This window comes from Pseudomonas sp. TH07 (assembly GCF_016651285.1).
Lineage (GTDB): Bacteria > Pseudomonadota > Gammaproteobacteria > Pseudomonadales > Pseudomonadaceae > Aquipseudomonas.
This window is the reverse complement of sequence record NZ_JAEKED010000001.1, coordinates 6,863,491-6,877,626: the sequence shown is the minus strand read 5'-3', so window position 1 is coordinate 6,877,626 and position 14,136 is coordinate 6,863,491. Positions and strand designations below refer to the sequence as shown.

The following is a 14,136-nucleotide window of genomic DNA, read 5'->3' as shown; positions in this document are numbered from 1 at the left end:
GGGCTGGCGGGGGTTTTATCCCGCTAGGGCTGGATAAATGCGCGATGGACCTGCTCCTGGGAAAAGTCCTCGGCGTGCTGGGTGATCCATTGCAAGGCGAGCGCCTCGGTACGCTGTCGTTCGGCCTGGGGTTCGTGCAGGCGGCAGTAGCGTTCGATCTGGCAAACCTGCGCGCCCATGCGCGCACCGAACAGGGTCTGTTCGTCGACAAAGGCGATACCCACCAGGTAGCCGTGCTTGCGGCGCAGGCACCAGGCAACATAGCCCTGATAGCAGGCGTTTTCGCCCAGGGTCGGCATGCGCACCAGCAGCGCCGTGCCGCATCGCCAGGCACGGTGGTAATTGCAAGCCACGCCGCCGAGGCTGATAGTGTGCAGCCGCTGCCGCGAAATGCACGAGTGTTTGCGCAAGGTCAGTTCAACCGGAACATCGTCTGGATGAGGTAGAAAACGTCCCATGAGCGCGGACCCCGAGCGTCGGCTAGTCGACAGTGTTTCCCCCAGTATAGTGGCCCAATTGGAGCTGACCGATTTCGACACCGATCAGCGGTTGTTGGCGATGAGTGGCATTTCCCTGGTGATTTTCACCAGCATCGGTTGCTCCAGCTGTCGTTGGGCACGCCAGCAATTGCCCACCTTTGATTTGCCTGTCGATCGGCTGTGCTGGATTGATGCGGGTAACAACGGTGGCGTCGTCCAGCGTTATCAGGTGTTTCATTTACCGGCCCTGTTCGTGGTGCGCGACGGTGAATTTTACGGCGCTGTGCAATCGCGTTTGCGCGCGACTGATCTCGCCGACGCCGTGCACCAGGCATTGGAGCGAATTGCAGAGGAGTTGCCATGATGAGTGCTGTGCACAAGCCGCGAGTCGGCATTATTGGTACCGGCGCGATCGGTGGTTTTTATGGCGTGATGTTGGCGCGGGCCGGTTTCGACGCGCACTTTTTGCTGCGCGGTGAGTTCTCGGCGGTGGCACTGCGTGGCTTGCAGCTGAACCATGCGGTTCAAGGTCAACTGACACTGAACCCAGTGCAGGCTTACGCCAACGGCGAGGATCTGCCGCCTTGCGACTGGTTGCTGGTGGGAGCCAAGGCCACCAGCAATCCTGATCTTGCACCCATCTTGATCAGCGCAGCGGCCCCAGGGGCCAAGGTGTTGTTGCTGCAGAACGGCTTGGGCGTCGAAGAGGCACTGCGTCCATTGCTGCCTGAGTCAATCCATGTGCTGGGTGGGCTTTGCTATATCTGTGCATACCGTTCGGCGCCCGGGGTGATTGAGCACCAGGCCCTGGGTGCGGTGAATCTGGGGTATCACAGTGGTCCGGCGTCGGATGCGGCGGCACGTCAGGCCATTGTCGAAGAAGGCTCGGCGATGTTTCGCAAGGCCGGTCTCGATTCCCAGGCCATGCCTGACCTGGGGCAGGCGCGCTGGCAGAAGCTAGTGTGGAATGTGCCGTACAACGGTCTCTCGGTGCTGCTCAAGGCCAGTACCGCGCCCTTGATGGCCGATGACGCAAGCCGGCAGTTGATCCAGGCCTTGATGGCCGAGGTGGTGCGCGGGGCAGAGGCCTGTGGGCATAGCGTGCCGACCGGTTATGCCGAGCATCTGTTCAAGGTTACGGAAAAAATGCCGGATTACTGGCCGAGCATGTACCACGATTATCTGCACAAGCGTCCCTTGGAGCTTGCGGCCATCTATGCTGCGCCTCTGGCCGCGGCCAAGGCCGCGGGATGCGAGCTGCCGAGAATCGAAGCGCTGTATCAGGCGTTGAGTTTTATTGATCGGTATAACGATTGAAACCGTCAGGCGGGGGAGCAGTACATGGCTAAGGGCCTGGGTGGAAAGTTGGTGGTGGCGATTTCGTCGCGGGCACTGTTTGACTTGAGCGACAGCCACAAGGTCTACCTGGCGGAGGGCGTCGAGGCTTATCGGCAGTATCAGATCGAGCATGAAGAGGAAAACCTCGAGCCGGGTGAGGCTTTTCCTCTGGTGAAGAAGCTTCTCAGTCTAAACGCCAGCCTTGGGCGAGCCCGGGTCGAAGTCGTCCTGGTATCACGCAACAGCGCCGACACCGGCTTGCGTGTGTTCAACTCGATCCAGCACTACGGCCTGGATATCTCCCGGGCCGCTTTCGTCGGCGGGCGCAGCCCTTACCCTTATCTCGCGGCATTTGGCTGTGACCTGTTCCTCTCGACTCACGCCGAAGACGTGCGCAGCGCGCTGGATGCTGGATTCGCTGCGGCGACCATTTTGTCGGGCGGCGCGCGCCGTGCCGCCAGTGCCGAGTTGCGCATTGCCTTTGACGGTGATGCGGTGTTGTTTTCCGATGAGTCGGAACGGGTTTATCAGTTGGGCGGCCTTGAAGCGTTCCAGGCCAAGGAGCGCGAATCTGCTCGCGAGCCTTTGCGAGGCGGGCCGTTCAAAGGCTTTCTCGCTGCGCTCAATCTGTTGCAGCGCGAGTTTCCCGAAGACGCCTGTCCGATCCGCACCGCTTTGGTCACTGCGCGCTCGGCGCCGGCTCATGAACGGGTGATCCGCACCTTGCGCGAGTGGGATATCCGCCTGGATGAATCGCTGTTCCTGGGCGGCCTGGAGAAAGCGGCGTTTCTCGAGGCTTTTGCCGCAGACGTATTTTTCGATGACCAGGCCGGTCATTGCGAACTGGCGCGCGAAGTGGTCGCCACTGGCCATGTGCCCCATGGCATCAGCAATGAGAGCAAAACCTGAGCCTTTGATCCCGGGCCCGGCGGCTGGCGTCGCAGTTGGCCGGGCACTGCTAAGCTGAATCAATCTCCGCCGTCCTGGCAGTCATGGAGGTCATATGATTCGTTCGATGCTATATGCCACTGACCTTGGTCTGTACGCACCTTATGTGATGCAGCATGCGGTGGAACTGGCTCGAACGTTCAATGCCGACCTGCATGTCATCCACGCCGTGGAGCCTATGGGGCTGTTTGCCGAGTCGGTGCTGCAGAGCTACCTCGATGAGCAGGCGTTGAATGATTTTCACAACCAGGGTTTGAGCACGGTGATGGCCAGTATCGAGCAGCGGGTGCTCGACAGCTTCCGTGAAGAACTGGGGGAAGGCATGCAGGACCTGGCGTTGATTCAGTCGGTCAGGGTGTTTCAGGGGGATCCTGCGCAGGTCATTCTCGAGCAGGCGGCGAAACTCTCCGTGGATTTGCTGATCGTAGGAAGTCATAGCCACGAAGCGGGCGTGGAAACCCCGCTGGGCAGGACGGCAGCCCGTGTGTTGCAGTTGGCGAAGGTGCCGGTGTACCTCGTGCCCTTGGTGCAGCGCCGTCGACTGGGGGATATCTGAAAGGGGCGTCGAAGAGTTTCTAATAAAAAGTTCTAGATTTATTCTTCAAACCATTAATATAGTTATATACCGTCGCTGATACCCGTGGCGTCCAACTGCTTTGAGGGATTGATATGAAGCTCCAACAATTGCGCTACATCTGGGAAGTGGCGCACCACGACCTCAACGTTTCCGCTACAGCCCAAAGCCTTTACACCTCGCAACCGGGTATCAGCAAGCAGATCCGCCTGCTCGAAGATGAGCTGGGGGTCGAAGTCTTTGCCCGTAGCGGCAAGCATTTGACTCGTGTTACTCCGGCCGGTGAGCGCATCATCACCACCGCCGGTGAGATTCTGCGCAAGGTCGAAAGCATCAAGCAGATTGCCCAGGAGTTCTCCAACGAGAAAAAGGGCACCCTATCGATCGCCACTACTCACACCCAGGCGCGTTATGCGTTGCCGCCGGTGATCAGCAGCTTTATCAAGCAATACCCTGACGTTGCCCTGCACATGCATCAGGGCTCGCCCATGCAGATCGCCGAAATGGCGGCCGACGGCACTGTCGACTTCGCCATCGCCACCGAAGCCCTGGAGCTGTTCGGTGACCTGGTAATGATGCCGTGCTATCGCTGGAACCGTTGCGTGGTCGTGCCCCAGGGCCACCCGCTGACCAAGTTGCCGAAGCTGACCCTGGAAACCCTCGCGGAATACCCGATCGTCACCTACGTATTCGGGTTCACCGGTCGTTCCAAGCTCGACGAAGCCTTCAGCCACCGTGGCCTGACCCCCAAGGTGGTGTTCACCGCCGCCGACGCCGATGTGATCAAGACCTACGTGCGCCTGGGCCTGGGTGTTGGCATCGTGGCCAAGATGGCGGTCGATACCAAGCTCGACAGTGACCTGGTGGTACTGGATGCCAGCGAATTGTTCGAGTCGAGCATCACCAAGATTGGCTTCCGCCGTGGCACCTTCCTGCGCGGTTTCATGTGCGACTTCATCGAGAAGTTCGCCCCGCACCTGACGCGTGAAGTCATGGCCAAGGCCATCCAGTGCCACAACAAACAGGAACTGGAAGAGCTGTTCGACGGCGTTGAGCTGCCAGTGCACTAAGGCTGCGGCGTGCTCACTTCACCTCGGTAACAGTGAACTGTTGCCGAGTGCCCGCGACAATGATCTGCACCTCATCTCCCTCGAATTTACCCATCAGGCTCTGGCCCAGCGGTGAGCGAGGGGTGATGACGGTAATCAACTGGCCTACCACGTACACTTTCAGCCCAGCCCCATCCGGCCCCAGAAACAGCCACTGCTCGTGGCCGTTTTCATCTTCAAGCCCCAGTAAGGCCCCCACCTGAATCCCTGTCTGTTCGTCATAGGCGCGCAGTGTCAGGTTCTGGCACAACGCCAGGGCTTGCCTGATCTCCTCGACGCGTTTGGCCTGACCTGCAGCCAGGTACGAAGCCTCAAGGCCCAGGGTGTCGTATTTGTTTTCGGCGATGTTCTCTTCGTGGGTCGCCGTCTCGTAGGCCGTTTGCGCCGCGCGCTGTGCCACGTCGAGGTCGTCCCGGAGTTTTTGTAGAATCAGTTGATGGATGGCGTGTTTGTTCATGATCAATCGCAGAACTGCAGGACGTTGGCCCGGCTCTTGTCGGTCGGCGCCGTCTGGTCCTGTTGCAGCCAGAACTGGCATTTGGGATTGGACTGATTGCGCAGGTTGTTGCGAGCATTCTCCAGGCTTTGCTGTTGTTCGTTCTTGCGCAGGTTTTCCTGATATTGCTCGAACATCGGGTTGGCGGGTGCCGGTTCGACCACCGGCGGTTTGGCCAATTGCTGAACGGCTTGGGCCACCGGCGCCAGTTGTTGGCTGAACACAAAGCGCGAGGCCAGCCAGCAGGTCAGGGCAATGGCCACAAAACCCAGCCACAGACCCAAGGCAATGCTGACGCTGAGTTTCAGGCCATTGAAGCTGATGCGTAGCGGTTTGCGGGCGGTGGGGCGGTAGGACATGGCGGCCTCCTGGCGGGCGGACGAGTGCGGGGGCCGATTGTCGCACGAAGATTAATCGGCGTCGGCTCTTCTGCGCGGGACGTTTTATGCGGACAATCGGCGCCTTTGCCAATCGGAGCCCGGAATGAAAGCCTCCTGGGATATTTTCTGCAGTGTCGTGGACAACTTCGGCGATATCGGGGTCACCTGGCGCCTCGCTCGGCAGTTGGTGGCCGAGCATCAATGCGAGGTGCGGCTGTGGGTCGACGATCTGCGTGCCTTTGAGCGCCTTTGCCCGGAAGTCGATATCAGCGCCGTCCGCCAATGGCAGGCAGGCGTCGAGGTCCGGCACTGGCCGACGGAATGGGCTGCGCAGCCGGCTGCCGATGTGGTGATTGCCGCCTTCGCCTGCCAACTGCCTGCGGCTTACATGGAAGCCATGGCCGAGCGCGAGCGCCCGCCGCTCTGGTTGAATCTCGACTACCTGAGCGCCGAGGATTGGGTGGTCGGGTGCCACGGCTTGCCGTCGGTGAAGTTCAAGGGTGTGCAGAAGTACTTTTTCTTTCCCGGGTTTCGCCCGGGCACAGGTGGCCTGTTGCGTGAGGCAGGGCTATTGGAAAGGCGTAGGGCGTTTCAACAAGACACCCTCGCGCAGCGTAATTTCCTGCAAGGGCTTGGCGTATCTGCCGCGAGCGATGCACGGCTGATCTCGTTGTTTGCCTACGAAAATGCCGGCTTGGGCAACTGGCTCGACGCGTTGGCGGCCGATACCCGGCCGACTCATCTGCTGGTGCCCGAAGGTCGAATTCTCGGCGATGTGAAGCGCTGGCTGGCCTGCGACGAGCTGCATGTCGGCACGCGACAGGTGCGTGGTGCAGTGACGGTGCAGGTCCTGCCGTTCGTCCGGCAGGAACAATACGATCAGTTGTTGTGGTGCTGCGATTTCAATGCCGTGCGTGGCGAAGACTCGTTTGTACGGGCGCAATGGGCCGGACGTCCGATGCTCTGGCACATCTATCGTCAGGACGAAGATATCCACCTGGACAAGCTCGAGGCCTTCCTCGACCTGTATACCCAAGGCCTGTCGCCGCAGGCTCGTGACGCAATCAATGGCTTGTGGCAGGCGTGGAATGCCGGTGGCGACATGGGCCAAAGCTGGAAAACCCTGCTCGATGTGTGGCCGGAGGTGTCTTTGCATGCTGAGCAATGGTGTCTGGAACAGGCCTTGCAAGCCGATCTTGCCGCAGCGCTGGTGCAGTTTTACCTAAATTGGATATGATACGCGGCCTAGATTTTTGTAAATCCCATCCAAATTCGGATATTCGTAATGAAAACTGGTAAAGAACTGAAACCTGGGATGGTGATCCGTCTCGAAAACGATCCTTGGCTGGTTCAGAAAGCTGAATTCACCAAATCCGGTCGTAACAGCGCGATCATGAAGACCAAGCTGAAAAACCTGCTGACCGGTTACAAGACCGAGATCGTTTACAGCGCTGACGACAAACTGGACGACGTGATCCTCGACCGCAAAGAGGCGACCCTGTCCTTCATCAGCGGCGACTCCTACACGTTCATGGACACCACCGACTACACCATGTACGAACTGAACGCTGAAGACATCGAAGCTGTTCTGCCTTTCGTTGAAGAAGGCATGACCGATGTTTGCGAAGCGATCTTCTTCGAAGAGCGTCTGGTTTCCGTAGAACTGCCGACCACTATCGTGCGTCAGGTTGACTACACCGAAGGTTCCGCTCGCGGCGACACTTCGGGCAAGGTGATGAAGCCTGCCAAACTGAAAAACGGTACCGAGCTGAGCGTTGCAGATTTCGTTGAAATCGGCGACTGGATCGAGATCGATACCCGCGACGGTGGCTCCTACAAGGGCCGCGCCAAGGTCTAAGCCTGGCTTAAACCTCGCGTACGAAAAAGCCCGACCATTGAGTCGGGCTTTTTTGTGCCTGGGATCTTCTGCCAGGACTCAGACGCTGACGTGCAAGCGCACATCGACGTTGCCGCGAGTTGCGTTGGAGTACGGGCAGACCTGATGCGCTGCGTCCACCAGGCTCTGGGCCTCGGCTTGCTCGAGGCCGGGCAGGCTCACATGCAGGTCGATATCCAGGCCAAAACCACCGGGGATCTGGCCGATGCCGACGTGGGCGGTGATCGAGGCTGCATCCGGGATTTGGCGTTTGCTCTGGCTGGCGACGAATTTCAGGGCGCCAATAAAGCACGCAGAGTAGCCGGCGGCGAACAGCTGTTCCGGGTTTGTCGCCTGGCCACCGGCACCGCCCAGCTCTTTAGGGGTGGCAAGCTTGACGTCGAGGATGTTGTCGCTGGAGACAGCGCGGCCATCACGGCCACCGGTAGCGGTTGCGACTGCGGTATAGAGCGTTTGCATGGGGTAGGTCTCCGAGGTTTGGTTTTCGCTAAATATTAGCGCGCTAAATAAATGCCAAATAAATGTATCGCGCTAATATTTAGTGCGCAATATATATTTTTGAGAAAATGTCGCGCTGTCCCCGCGAGATGTCTTATCTAGTTGATTTTAAATAATTTTAATATTCGGAGGGTGTTGGCGAGACTTTCCGCCCGCCAGCAGGTCATGTGGGGGCGGCTATGTCGGGGCGGCGTGCAGGCAGGAAGGGCTAGAGGCTGTGTTGCAGATGGCCGCGCAACGCCAGCAGGTCGGTCTGCAATTTTTGCAGTTGCTCCACCGTCTGGCCGCTGGCCGCCAGGATGCAGTGCGGTATTTCGCGAGCCTTGTCGCGCAGGGCGCGGCCTTGCGCGGTCAGTTCAACGATCACCACCCGTTCATCCTCTCGGCTGCGGGTACGGCTGAGCAGGCCTTCGGCTTCGAGGCGCTTGAGCAGCGGGGTCAGGGAGCCCGGGTCGGTCAGCAAGTGAGTGCTGATCTCGCCAACGGTCAGGCCGTCACGCTCCCACAGCACCATCATCGCCAGGTATTGGGGGTAGGTCAGCCCCAGTGCTTGCAGCAGGGGCTTGTAGACCTTGGTCATCAGCAGCGAGGTGGAGTGCAGGGCGAAGCACAGCTGATTATCCAGCCGCAGTTCGTCGCAAGAGTCGGGGAGGGAGCCTTTGGTGGTCATGGTGGGGCCTTGATCAGTACAGGTTTTGAATCTAGCGGGCGAATCTTTAATGCGCCAGATAATTGTGCGAGGGCGGTGGATCCAAGGCTTCAGCCCATCTTGCTTTGCAGGGCCAGGTCCCAGGGTGGAACGGGGCTGAAGCGCGCCTTCAAGTATTCCAGCAGCAGGCGGCTACGGGCGTTGCTGTGCTGCTCCAGGCGCAGGGCATAGATGCCGGAGGTTTCCGCCGGGGGCAGGCCATGCTGGCAAAACAGCGGTAGCAGCTCGCCGCGCAGCAGGTATTCACTGGCCAGCCAGGTGGGCAGGTGGGCGATGCCCAGGCCGGCCAGCGCCCCCGAGAGCAATGCTTCGGCGTTGTTGGCGCTCATGCGGATGCGCTGCGGGCGATGACTGTGCATCTGCCCATCCTGCTCGAAACGCCAGGCGAAGAGTGGAGCCAGTCCCTCCCAGTCGAGCCCGTCGTGTTCACCGAGTTCGTTGGGGCGGGCCGGCGTCCCGCGGCTTTTCAGGTAGGCCGGGCTGGCGCAGGCAATGCGCACAATGCTGGCCAGCGGCGTGGCCACCAGCCGGGTATCGACCATATGCCCGGCGCGCAGCACCAGGTCGACCTTACCCAGGTTCGAGCCCTGCATATCGACGAAGCTGTCGATCAGGTGCAACTGCACATCCAGTCCTGGGTAGACGCCGAGGAAGTCGGCGATTGCCGGCGCCAGGTGGCGTCGGCCGAAGGCGGCCGGAGCGTCGACCCGGATCAGCCCTTCGGGGGCGTGGCTCAGGGACACCGCTTCGGCTCGGGCCAATTGCAGTTCGGCGACTATCCGTCGTGCGCGTTCAGCAAAGGCCAGGCCCGCCGCAGTCGCGACCACGGCGTGGGTGGTGCGCATGAACAGCTTGCTGCCGATGGCACTTTCCAGGCTGTCGATGCGCCGGGCCACCGCCGAGGGCGTCAGGGGATGGCGCCGGGCCGCGGCGGAAAAACTGCCGGTTTCCAGGACGTCAATGAACAGTCCGAGCTGCTCGGTCAGGGCTTTGGGGTTCATTTTCGATGTGCTTGTGCGGAGTTGGCACAGCCATTGTGCGTTGCTATGCGTTTCCGTACCAGCGCCGACTGCGTAGCATGCAGCCTCTGACGTGAGGGGAAATGCACCGTGATTGATCTAGTGATGTATCTGCTGCTGGGTGTGGCCCTGGGCACCATGGGTGGGCTGTTTGGCATCGGTGGTGGCTTGATCGCGATTCCGGTGTTGGGGGTGTGGTTCGGCCTGGATCAGCAAATCGCCCAAGGCACTGCCCTGGTGATGGTGGTACCCAATGTGATGCTGGCTGTGTGGCGTTATCACCAGCGCAATCGCATTGAGCTGCGGCACGCCTTGCCACTGGCGAGCATGGGCTTCTGTTTTGCCTGGATCGGCTCGATCTGGGCGGTCGGCATTGATGCGCAGATCATGCGCATCGGGTTTGTCGCCTTCCTGGTGGCGCTCTCTTGCTACAACCTGCTGCGGATGTTTGTCGGCAATACCCCGGCATCGGCGCAGATGCGTTATTCCTGGCCCTGGCTGGGCGTGCTGGGCGCGGCCTCGGGCACCATGGGCGGGCTGTTCGGGGTCGGCGGCGCGGTGGTTGCCACGCCGATACTGACCAGCGTGTTCGGCACCAGCCAGGTGGTTGCCCAGGGTTTGTCGCTGGCGCTAGCGCTGCCCAGTACCGGGGTCACCCTGGTGACCTATGGCGTGCACCATGAAGTGGATTGGATGATCGGCCTGCCCCTGGCCCTGGGTGGCTTGATGAGCATCAGTTGGGGCGTGAAGATTGCGCACTCGATGCCGGAGCGCCTGTTGCGCGGATTGTTCTGCGGGTTTCTGGTGCTGTGTGCGGTGATGCTCGGCTTCAAAGTTTAAAACCGTCGACGATATGCTCGGCCAGGCACTCGGTGATGGGTGAGGGCGTGTTCAGGTTGCGCAGCAGCATGATGCTGGCCTCGGGCAACTGCGGCAGGTTTTGCGCGGCGCCGAGAATGCGCATGTCCGAGGTGATCAGGCTTTCGAGCTGAGCGGTGACCGCCAGGCCGGCGCTGACCACCGCCATGATCGCCGACAGGCTGGAGCTGTTGTAGGCGATCCGATAATCACGCCCTGCGGCGTCCAGCGCATTGCAGGCCCACAGCCGGCAGAAACAGTCACTGTTGAACATGGCCAGGGGCATGGGCGTTTGTTCATGAGGGTTGAAGCACTGCGCCTCGGCCCAGACGAAGCGCTCCTTGCGCAACAGCTGACCGATCTCGCTGCCCGGCTCGCGGGTGACGATGGACAGGTCCAGGTCCTGGCGCTGCAACAGTTGCTTGGACGATTCGCAGTGGACTTCGATCTGGATCAGCGGGTAAGCCTGGGCGAAGCGCGACAGAATTCCCGGCAGAAACCGCATGACATAGTCATCCGGCGTGCCGATGCGCACGGTGCCGACCATGTGGGGTTCGCGCAGGGTATTGAACACTTCGCTGTGCAGTTTCAGGATCCGTCGCGCGTAGCCCAGCAGCACCTGCCCTTCGGCGGTGAGCTTGACCTGGCGTCCGTCGCGCTGGAATAGCTGGCGCTGCAGCACGTCTTCCTCCAGGCGCTTCATCTGCATGCTGACGGCAGATTGGGTGCGATTGACCAGCTCACCGGCCCGGGTAAAGCCGCCCTGATCGGCAATGGCGACGAAGGTACGCAGGACTTCGGTGTCGATGCTGGGGTAGCTGGACAATTCATCAATCTCCGAGATGTATTGCATAAGAAACATTCGTTGGATTGATCTTAGCTGCGCGGCGAGACTTTAGTCATCCCCACTGGAGGGCAAGATGATGAAAGGTCAAAAAGGTTATGTGCTGGCGCAGAAGTTTTCGTTTCACGGTCTTTCCTGGCGGACGGTGCTGCAAACAGTCGCCCGCTGGCATCAGCGCAACCGTGAGCGGGTCGAGTTGGCGAGCATGAGCGACGAAGCGCTCAAGGACATTGGCTTGAGCCGCGCAGACGTCGAGCGTGAAATCAGCAGGCCCTTCTGGGATGACCCGATGTCCAAATAAACGGCTACACAAGCGGCTGGCGGCTGAGGTAGTTTGCGGGCAGACAAGGAGATGCCCATGCCCGCCCAACTGTCGTTTTCCATCAAGCAGGCCCGACGCCTGGCCTTGGCTGCTCAAGGCTTTGGCGTACGGCCCTCGACCGCTGCGATCAGTTCGGCCCAGGTCAATCGGATGATCGGGCGCCTGGGCCTGCTGCAGATTGATTCGGTCAACGCCCTGGTGCGCTCGCACTACCTGCCGTTGTTCTCGCGCCTCGGCAATTACTCCCCGCAACTGCTCGATCAAGCGGCCTGGAGCCAGGGCCGCCAACGTCGGTTGTTCGAATACTGGGGGCATGAGGCCTCGCTGCTGCCGTTGGCCATGTACCCCTTGCTGCGCTGGCGGATGCAGCGCGCCAGCCAGGGGCAAGGTATCTATGGGCAATTGGCGCGTTTTGGCCAGGAGCAACAGGCGACCATTCGCCGGGTGCTGGCCTGTGTCGAGGAACAGGGCGCGCTGGGGGCGGGCAGCCTGTCGACCCGGCAGGAGCGCGCCGGCCCCTGGTGGGACTGGAGTGCCGAGAAGCACGCGCTGGAGTGGCTGTTCGCTGCCGGCGAAGTGACGGTGGCCGGGCGTCGTGGTTTCGAGCGGCTGTACGACCTGCCGGAGCGGGTACTGCCCGCCGCCATCCTGCAGCAGCCCTTGCTCGACGAGGCAGAGGCCCAGCGCGGCTTGCTGTTGCATGCGATTGGCGCACTTGGAGTTGCCACGGAAAAAGACCTGCGTGATTACTTCCGGCTGAGCCCCGCGGACGGTCCGGCGCGCCTGGCCCAGTTGCTTGAGGCTGGTGAGGTGCAACGCTGCGAGGTCGAGGGCTGGCGGCAAGCGGCCTATTGCCTGCCAGCGCCTAAAGTGCCGCGCAAGGTCGAGGCCAGCGCCTTGCTCTCGCCCTTTGATTCACTGGTCTGGGAGCGCAGCCGGACCGAGCGCCTGTTTGATTTTCGCTACCGGCTGGAGATCTATACCCCGCAACACAAACGGATTTATGGCTACTACGTGCTGCCGTTCCTGCATGACGAGCGGATCGCCGCGCGGGTCGACCTGCGGGCTGAGCGGGCATTGGGGCGCCTGGCAGTGCATGCGGTGCATGAAGAACCGCAGGGGCTGGATGAACAGGGGATGATGGCGCTGGCAGCTAATTTACGCCAAATGGCGCAGTGGCTGGGGCTGGAGCAGGTCCAGCTCAATTGCCCAAGGGCCAGTGCCCAGCGATTGCGGGGTTTTCTCTAGGGCTGCGGGGCACGCTCGCGGGCTTATCCCGCCACGAGCGCGCCCGGCTTGCTTAGCGCTTGACCTGTTTCAAGGTCTCGGCAATCAGGAACGCTAGCTCCAGGGATTGATCGGCGTTCATCCGCGGGTCGCAGTGGGTGTGATAGCGGTCCGACAGGCCATCCTCGGTGATAGGGCGCGCGCCACCGATGCATTCAGTGACGTTTTGCCCGGTCATCTCGATGTGGATACCGCCGGCGTAGCTGCCTTCTGCTTCGTGTACCTGGAAGAACTGCTTCACCTCGTTGAGGATCTGCGCGAAGTCGCGGGTCTTGTAACCGCTGCTGGCCTTGATGGTATTGCCGTGCATCGGGTCGGAGCTCCACAGCACCTGCTTGCCTTCGCCTTCCACCGCGCGGATCAGTTGGGGCAGGTGATCGCCGACCTTGTTCGCGCCCATGCGCACGATCAGGTTGAGGCGTCCGGGATCGTTATCCGGGTTGAGGATATCGATCAGGCGAATCAGCTCGTCGGTGTTCATGCTTGGGCCGACCTTGACCCCGATCGGGTTGTTCACCCCGCGCAGGAATTCGACGTGGGCGCCGTCCAGCTGGCGAGTGCGGTCGCCGATCCACAGCATGTGCGCCGAGCAGTCGTAGTAGTCGTTGGTCAGGCTGTCGCGCCGCACAAAGGCTTCTTCGTAGTTCAGCAGCAGGGCCTCATGGGCGGTGAAGAAGCTGGTCTCGCGCAGTTGTGGCGAGCTGTCCATACCGCAGGCGCGCATAAAGGCCAGGGTTTCATCGATCCGGTCGGCCAGGTGACTGTACTTCTCGGCCAGGGCCGAGTTGGCGATGAAGTCCAGGTTCCACTTGTGCACCTGGTGCAAGTCGGCAAAGCCGCCTTGGGCGAACGCGCGCAGCAGGTTCAGGGTCGCGGTGGACTGGTGGTAGGACTGCAGCAGGCGGTCCGGGTCCGGGACGCGGCTTTTCATGTCGAAACCGATGCCGTTGACGATATCGCCCCGGTAGGCCGGCAGGGTAACGCCGTTGATGGTTTCGTCGTTGGCCGAGCGCGGCTTGGCGAACTGACCGGCCATGCGCCCGACTTTGACCACCGGGCAGCCGGCGGCGAAGGTCATGACGATCGCCATCTGCAGCAGCACCTTGAAGGTGTCGCGGATCTTCGCGGCAGAGAACTCGGCGAAGCTCTCGGCGCAATCGCCGCCTTGCAGGAGGAATGCGCGACCCTGGGTCACCTCGGCAAACTGGCGTCGCAACTCCCGGGCTTCACCGGCAAATACCAGCGGCGGATAGCTGGCCAGGGATTGCTCGACCTGCAGCAAATGGGCTGCATCGGGGTAGTGGGGTTGTTGCTGGATCGGCAAGGCACGCCAGCTGTCGGGACTCCAGGGTTGGCTCATCACGCACTCAAGTGTTCT

The 14,136-nt window shown here is 61.0% G+C and carries 18 protein-coding genes; 10 read left to right on the top strand and 8 right to left on the bottom strand.

Features of this window, described 5'->3' with window-relative positions; translation table 11 throughout:
* Window positions 1-23: 23 nt before the first annotated feature.
* Window positions 24-458, bottom strand: coding sequence for a pilus assembly protein PilZ (locus tag JFU57_RS31245; protein ID WP_078470675.1), 435 nt, complete (start codon window positions 456-458; stop codon window positions 24-26).
* Between JFU57_RS31245 and JFU57_RS31240 the strand changes: the two genes are divergently transcribed.
* The 5 genes from JFU57_RS31240 to cysB all read left to right on the top strand — a co-directional run bounded on the left by JFU57_RS31240 (window position 457) and on the right by cysB (window position 4,409).
* Complete coding sequence (locus tag JFU57_RS31240) at window positions 457-843, top strand: thioredoxin (protein ID WP_201131902.1); 387 nt, start codon at window positions 457-459, stop codon at window positions 841-843. The genes JFU57_RS31245 and JFU57_RS31240 overlap by 2 nt on opposite strands.
* Entirely contained in the window at window positions 840-1,796 is a 957-nt protein-coding gene (locus JFU57_RS31235) for a putative 2-dehydropantoate 2-reductase (protein WP_201131901.1), read from the top strand. Before JFU57_RS31240 ends, JFU57_RS31235 begins: the two co-directional genes overlap by 4 nt.
* A 24-nt stretch (window positions 1,797-1,820) precedes the next feature.
* Window positions 1,821-2,726 (top strand): 5'-nucleotidase, encoded by a 906-nt coding sequence (locus JFU57_RS31230; protein WP_020299683.1) that lies wholly within the window; start codon window positions 1,821-1,823, stop codon window positions 2,724-2,726.
* A gap of 94 nt (window positions 2,727-2,820) precedes the next feature.
* Window positions 2,821-3,321, top strand: a complete 501-nt coding sequence (locus tag JFU57_RS31225; RefSeq protein WP_078470672.1) for a universal stress protein — start codon at window positions 2,821-2,823, stop codon at window positions 3,319-3,321.
* Window positions 3,322-3,434: 113 nt separating this feature from the next.
* The gene (gene cysB / locus JFU57_RS31220; RefSeq protein ID WP_007931387.1) at window positions 3,435-4,409 is read left to right on the top strand and encodes an HTH-type transcriptional regulator CysB; all 975 of its coding nucleotides are present in this window, start codon (window positions 3,435-3,437) and stop codon (window positions 4,407-4,409) included.
* 13 nt (window positions 4,410-4,422) lie between these two features.
* Here the strand turns inward: cysB and JFU57_RS31215 are convergent, their stop codons facing one another.
* Together JFU57_RS31215 and JFU57_RS31210 are read right to left on the bottom strand one after the other, a co-directional pair.
* A complete protein-coding gene (locus JFU57_RS31215; protein WP_201131900.1) occupies window positions 4,423-4,905 on the bottom strand; it encodes a GreA/GreB family elongation factor in 483 nt (160 codons plus the stop codon).
* Window positions 4,906-4,907: 2 nt separating this feature from the next.
* The gene (locus JFU57_RS31210; RefSeq protein WP_201131899.1) at window positions 4,908-5,303 is read right to left on the bottom strand and encodes a hypothetical protein; all 396 of its coding nucleotides are present in this window, start codon (window positions 5,301-5,303) and stop codon (window positions 4,908-4,910) included.
* Between the two features lie 124 nt (window positions 5,304-5,427).
* Between JFU57_RS31210 and earP the strand changes: the two genes are divergently transcribed.
* Window positions 5,428-6,561, top strand: coding sequence for an elongation factor P maturation arginine rhamnosyltransferase EarP (earP, locus tag JFU57_RS31205; protein ID WP_201131898.1), 1,134 nt, complete (start codon window positions 5,428-5,430; stop codon window positions 6,559-6,561).
* A 48-nt stretch (window positions 6,562-6,609) separates the two neighbouring features.
* Entirely contained in the window at window positions 6,610-7,182 is a 573-nt protein-coding gene (locus JFU57_RS31200) for an elongation factor P (protein ID WP_043230442.1), read from the top strand.
* Window positions 7,183-7,260: 78 nt separating this feature from the next.
* Here JFU57_RS31200 and JFU57_RS31195 read toward each other — a convergent pair whose 3' ends face one another.
* The 3 genes from JFU57_RS31195 to JFU57_RS31185 all read right to left on the bottom strand — a co-directional run bounded on the left by JFU57_RS31195 (window position 7,261) and on the right by JFU57_RS31185 (window position 9,429).
* The gene (locus JFU57_RS31195) at window positions 7,261-7,680 is read right to left on the bottom strand and encodes an organic hydroperoxide resistance protein (protein WP_201131897.1); all 420 of its coding nucleotides are present in this window, start codon (window positions 7,678-7,680) and stop codon (window positions 7,261-7,263) included.
* Between the two features lie 247 nt (window positions 7,681-7,927).
* Window positions 7,928-8,389, bottom strand: coding sequence for a MarR family winged helix-turn-helix transcriptional regulator (locus tag JFU57_RS31190; protein ID WP_201131896.1), 462 nt, complete (start codon window positions 8,387-8,389; stop codon window positions 7,928-7,930).
* An 89-nt stretch (window positions 8,390-8,478) separates the two neighbouring features.
* The gene (locus tag JFU57_RS31185; protein ID WP_201131895.1) at window positions 8,479-9,429 is read right to left on the bottom strand and encodes a LysR family transcriptional regulator; all 951 of its coding nucleotides are present in this window, start codon (window positions 9,427-9,429) and stop codon (window positions 8,479-8,481) included.
* A 108-nt stretch (window positions 9,430-9,537) separates the two neighbouring features.
* On the opposite strand from JFU57_RS31185, the gene JFU57_RS31180 reads away from it, so the two are divergent.
* Window positions 9,538-10,287, top strand: coding sequence for a sulfite exporter TauE/SafE family protein (locus JFU57_RS31180; RefSeq protein WP_078470665.1), 750 nt, complete (start codon window positions 9,538-9,540; stop codon window positions 10,285-10,287).
* Here the strand turns inward: JFU57_RS31180 and JFU57_RS31175 are convergent.
* On the bottom strand, window positions 10,277-11,131 hold the full coding sequence (locus JFU57_RS31175; RefSeq protein WP_178102948.1) for a LysR substrate-binding domain-containing protein: 855 nt from the start codon (window positions 11,129-11,131) through the stop codon (window positions 10,277-10,279). The two genes, JFU57_RS31180 and JFU57_RS31175, sit on opposite strands and share 11 nt — an antisense overlap.
* A 97-nt stretch (window positions 11,132-11,228) precedes the next feature.
* Between JFU57_RS31175 and JFU57_RS31170 the strand changes: the two genes are divergently transcribed.
* The gene (locus tag JFU57_RS31170; protein ID WP_078470935.1) at window positions 11,229-11,450 is read left to right on the top strand and encodes a DUF1127 domain-containing protein; all 222 of its coding nucleotides are present in this window, start codon (window positions 11,229-11,231) and stop codon (window positions 11,448-11,450) included.
* 57 nt (window positions 11,451-11,507) lie between these two features.
* Window positions 11,508-12,719: a winged helix-turn-helix domain-containing protein gene (locus tag JFU57_RS31165; protein WP_201131894.1), complete on the top strand. Its 1,212-nt coding sequence runs from the start codon at window positions 11,508-11,510 to the stop codon at window positions 12,717-12,719.
* A gap of 52 nt (window positions 12,720-12,771) precedes the next feature.
* Here the strand turns inward: JFU57_RS31165 and JFU57_RS31160 are convergent, their stop codons facing one another.
* Window positions 12,772-14,118 carry a class II 3-deoxy-7-phosphoheptulonate synthase gene (locus JFU57_RS31160; RefSeq protein WP_078470662.1) on the bottom strand — a complete coding sequence of 449 codons (1,347 nt, stop codon included), beginning with the start codon at window positions 14,116-14,118 and terminating at the stop codon, window positions 12,772-12,774.
* Window positions 14,119-14,136 lie beyond the last annotated feature (18 nt).

Coding starts and splice junctions, on each gene's coding strand:
- JFU57_RS31210 (WP_201131899.1), bottom strand. CDS start 5,303: ATGTCCTACCGCCCCACCGCCCGCAAACCGCTACGCATCAGCTTCAAT.
- JFU57_RS31245 (WP_078470675.1), bottom strand. CDS start 458: ATGGGACGTTTTCTACCTCATCCAGACGATGTTCCGGTTGAACTGACC.
- earP (WP_201131898.1), top strand. CDS start 5,428: ATGAAAGCCTCCTGGGATATTTTCTGCAGTGTCGTGGACAACTTCGGC.
- JFU57_RS31225 (WP_078470672.1), top strand. CDS start 2,821: ATGATTCGTTCGATGCTATATGCCACTGACCTTGGTCTGTACGCACCT.
- JFU57_RS31195 (WP_201131897.1), bottom strand. CDS start 7,680: ATGCAAACGCTCTATACCGCAGTCGCAACCGCTACCGGTGGCCGTGAT.
- JFU57_RS31170 (WP_078470935.1), top strand. CDS start 11,229: ATGAAAGGTCAAAAAGGTTATGTGCTGGCGCAGAAGTTTTCGTTTCAC.
- JFU57_RS31165 (WP_201131894.1), top strand. CDS start 11,508: ATGCCCGCCCAACTGTCGTTTTCCATCAAGCAGGCCCGACGCCTGGCC.
- JFU57_RS31185 (WP_201131895.1), bottom strand. CDS start 9,429: ATGAACCCCAAAGCCCTGACCGAGCAGCTCGGACTGTTCATTGACGTC.
- JFU57_RS31215 (WP_201131900.1), bottom strand. CDS start 4,905: ATGAACAAACACGCCATCCATCAACTGATTCTACAAAAACTCCGGGAC.
- JFU57_RS31190 (WP_201131896.1), bottom strand. CDS start 8,389: ATGACCACCAAAGGCTCCCTCCCCGACTCTTGCGACGAACTGCGGCTG.
- JFU57_RS31160 (WP_078470662.1), bottom strand. CDS start 14,118: ATGAGCCAACCCTGGAGTCCCGACAGCTGGCGTGCCTTGCCGATCCAG.
- JFU57_RS31200 (WP_043230442.1), top strand. CDS start 6,610: ATGAAAACTGGTAAAGAACTGAAACCTGGGATGGTGATCCGTCTCGAA.
- cysB (WP_007931387.1), top strand. CDS start 3,435: ATGAAGCTCCAACAATTGCGCTACATCTGGGAAGTGGCGCACCACGAC.
- JFU57_RS31240 (WP_201131902.1), top strand. CDS start 457: ATGAGCGCGGACCCCGAGCGTCGGCTAGTCGACAGTGTTTCCCCCAGT.
- JFU57_RS31235 (WP_201131901.1), top strand. CDS start 840: ATGATGAGTGCTGTGCACAAGCCGCGAGTCGGCATTATTGGTACCGGC.
- JFU57_RS31230 (WP_020299683.1), top strand. CDS start 1,821: ATGGCTAAGGGCCTGGGTGGAAAGTTGGTGGTGGCGATTTCGTCGCGG.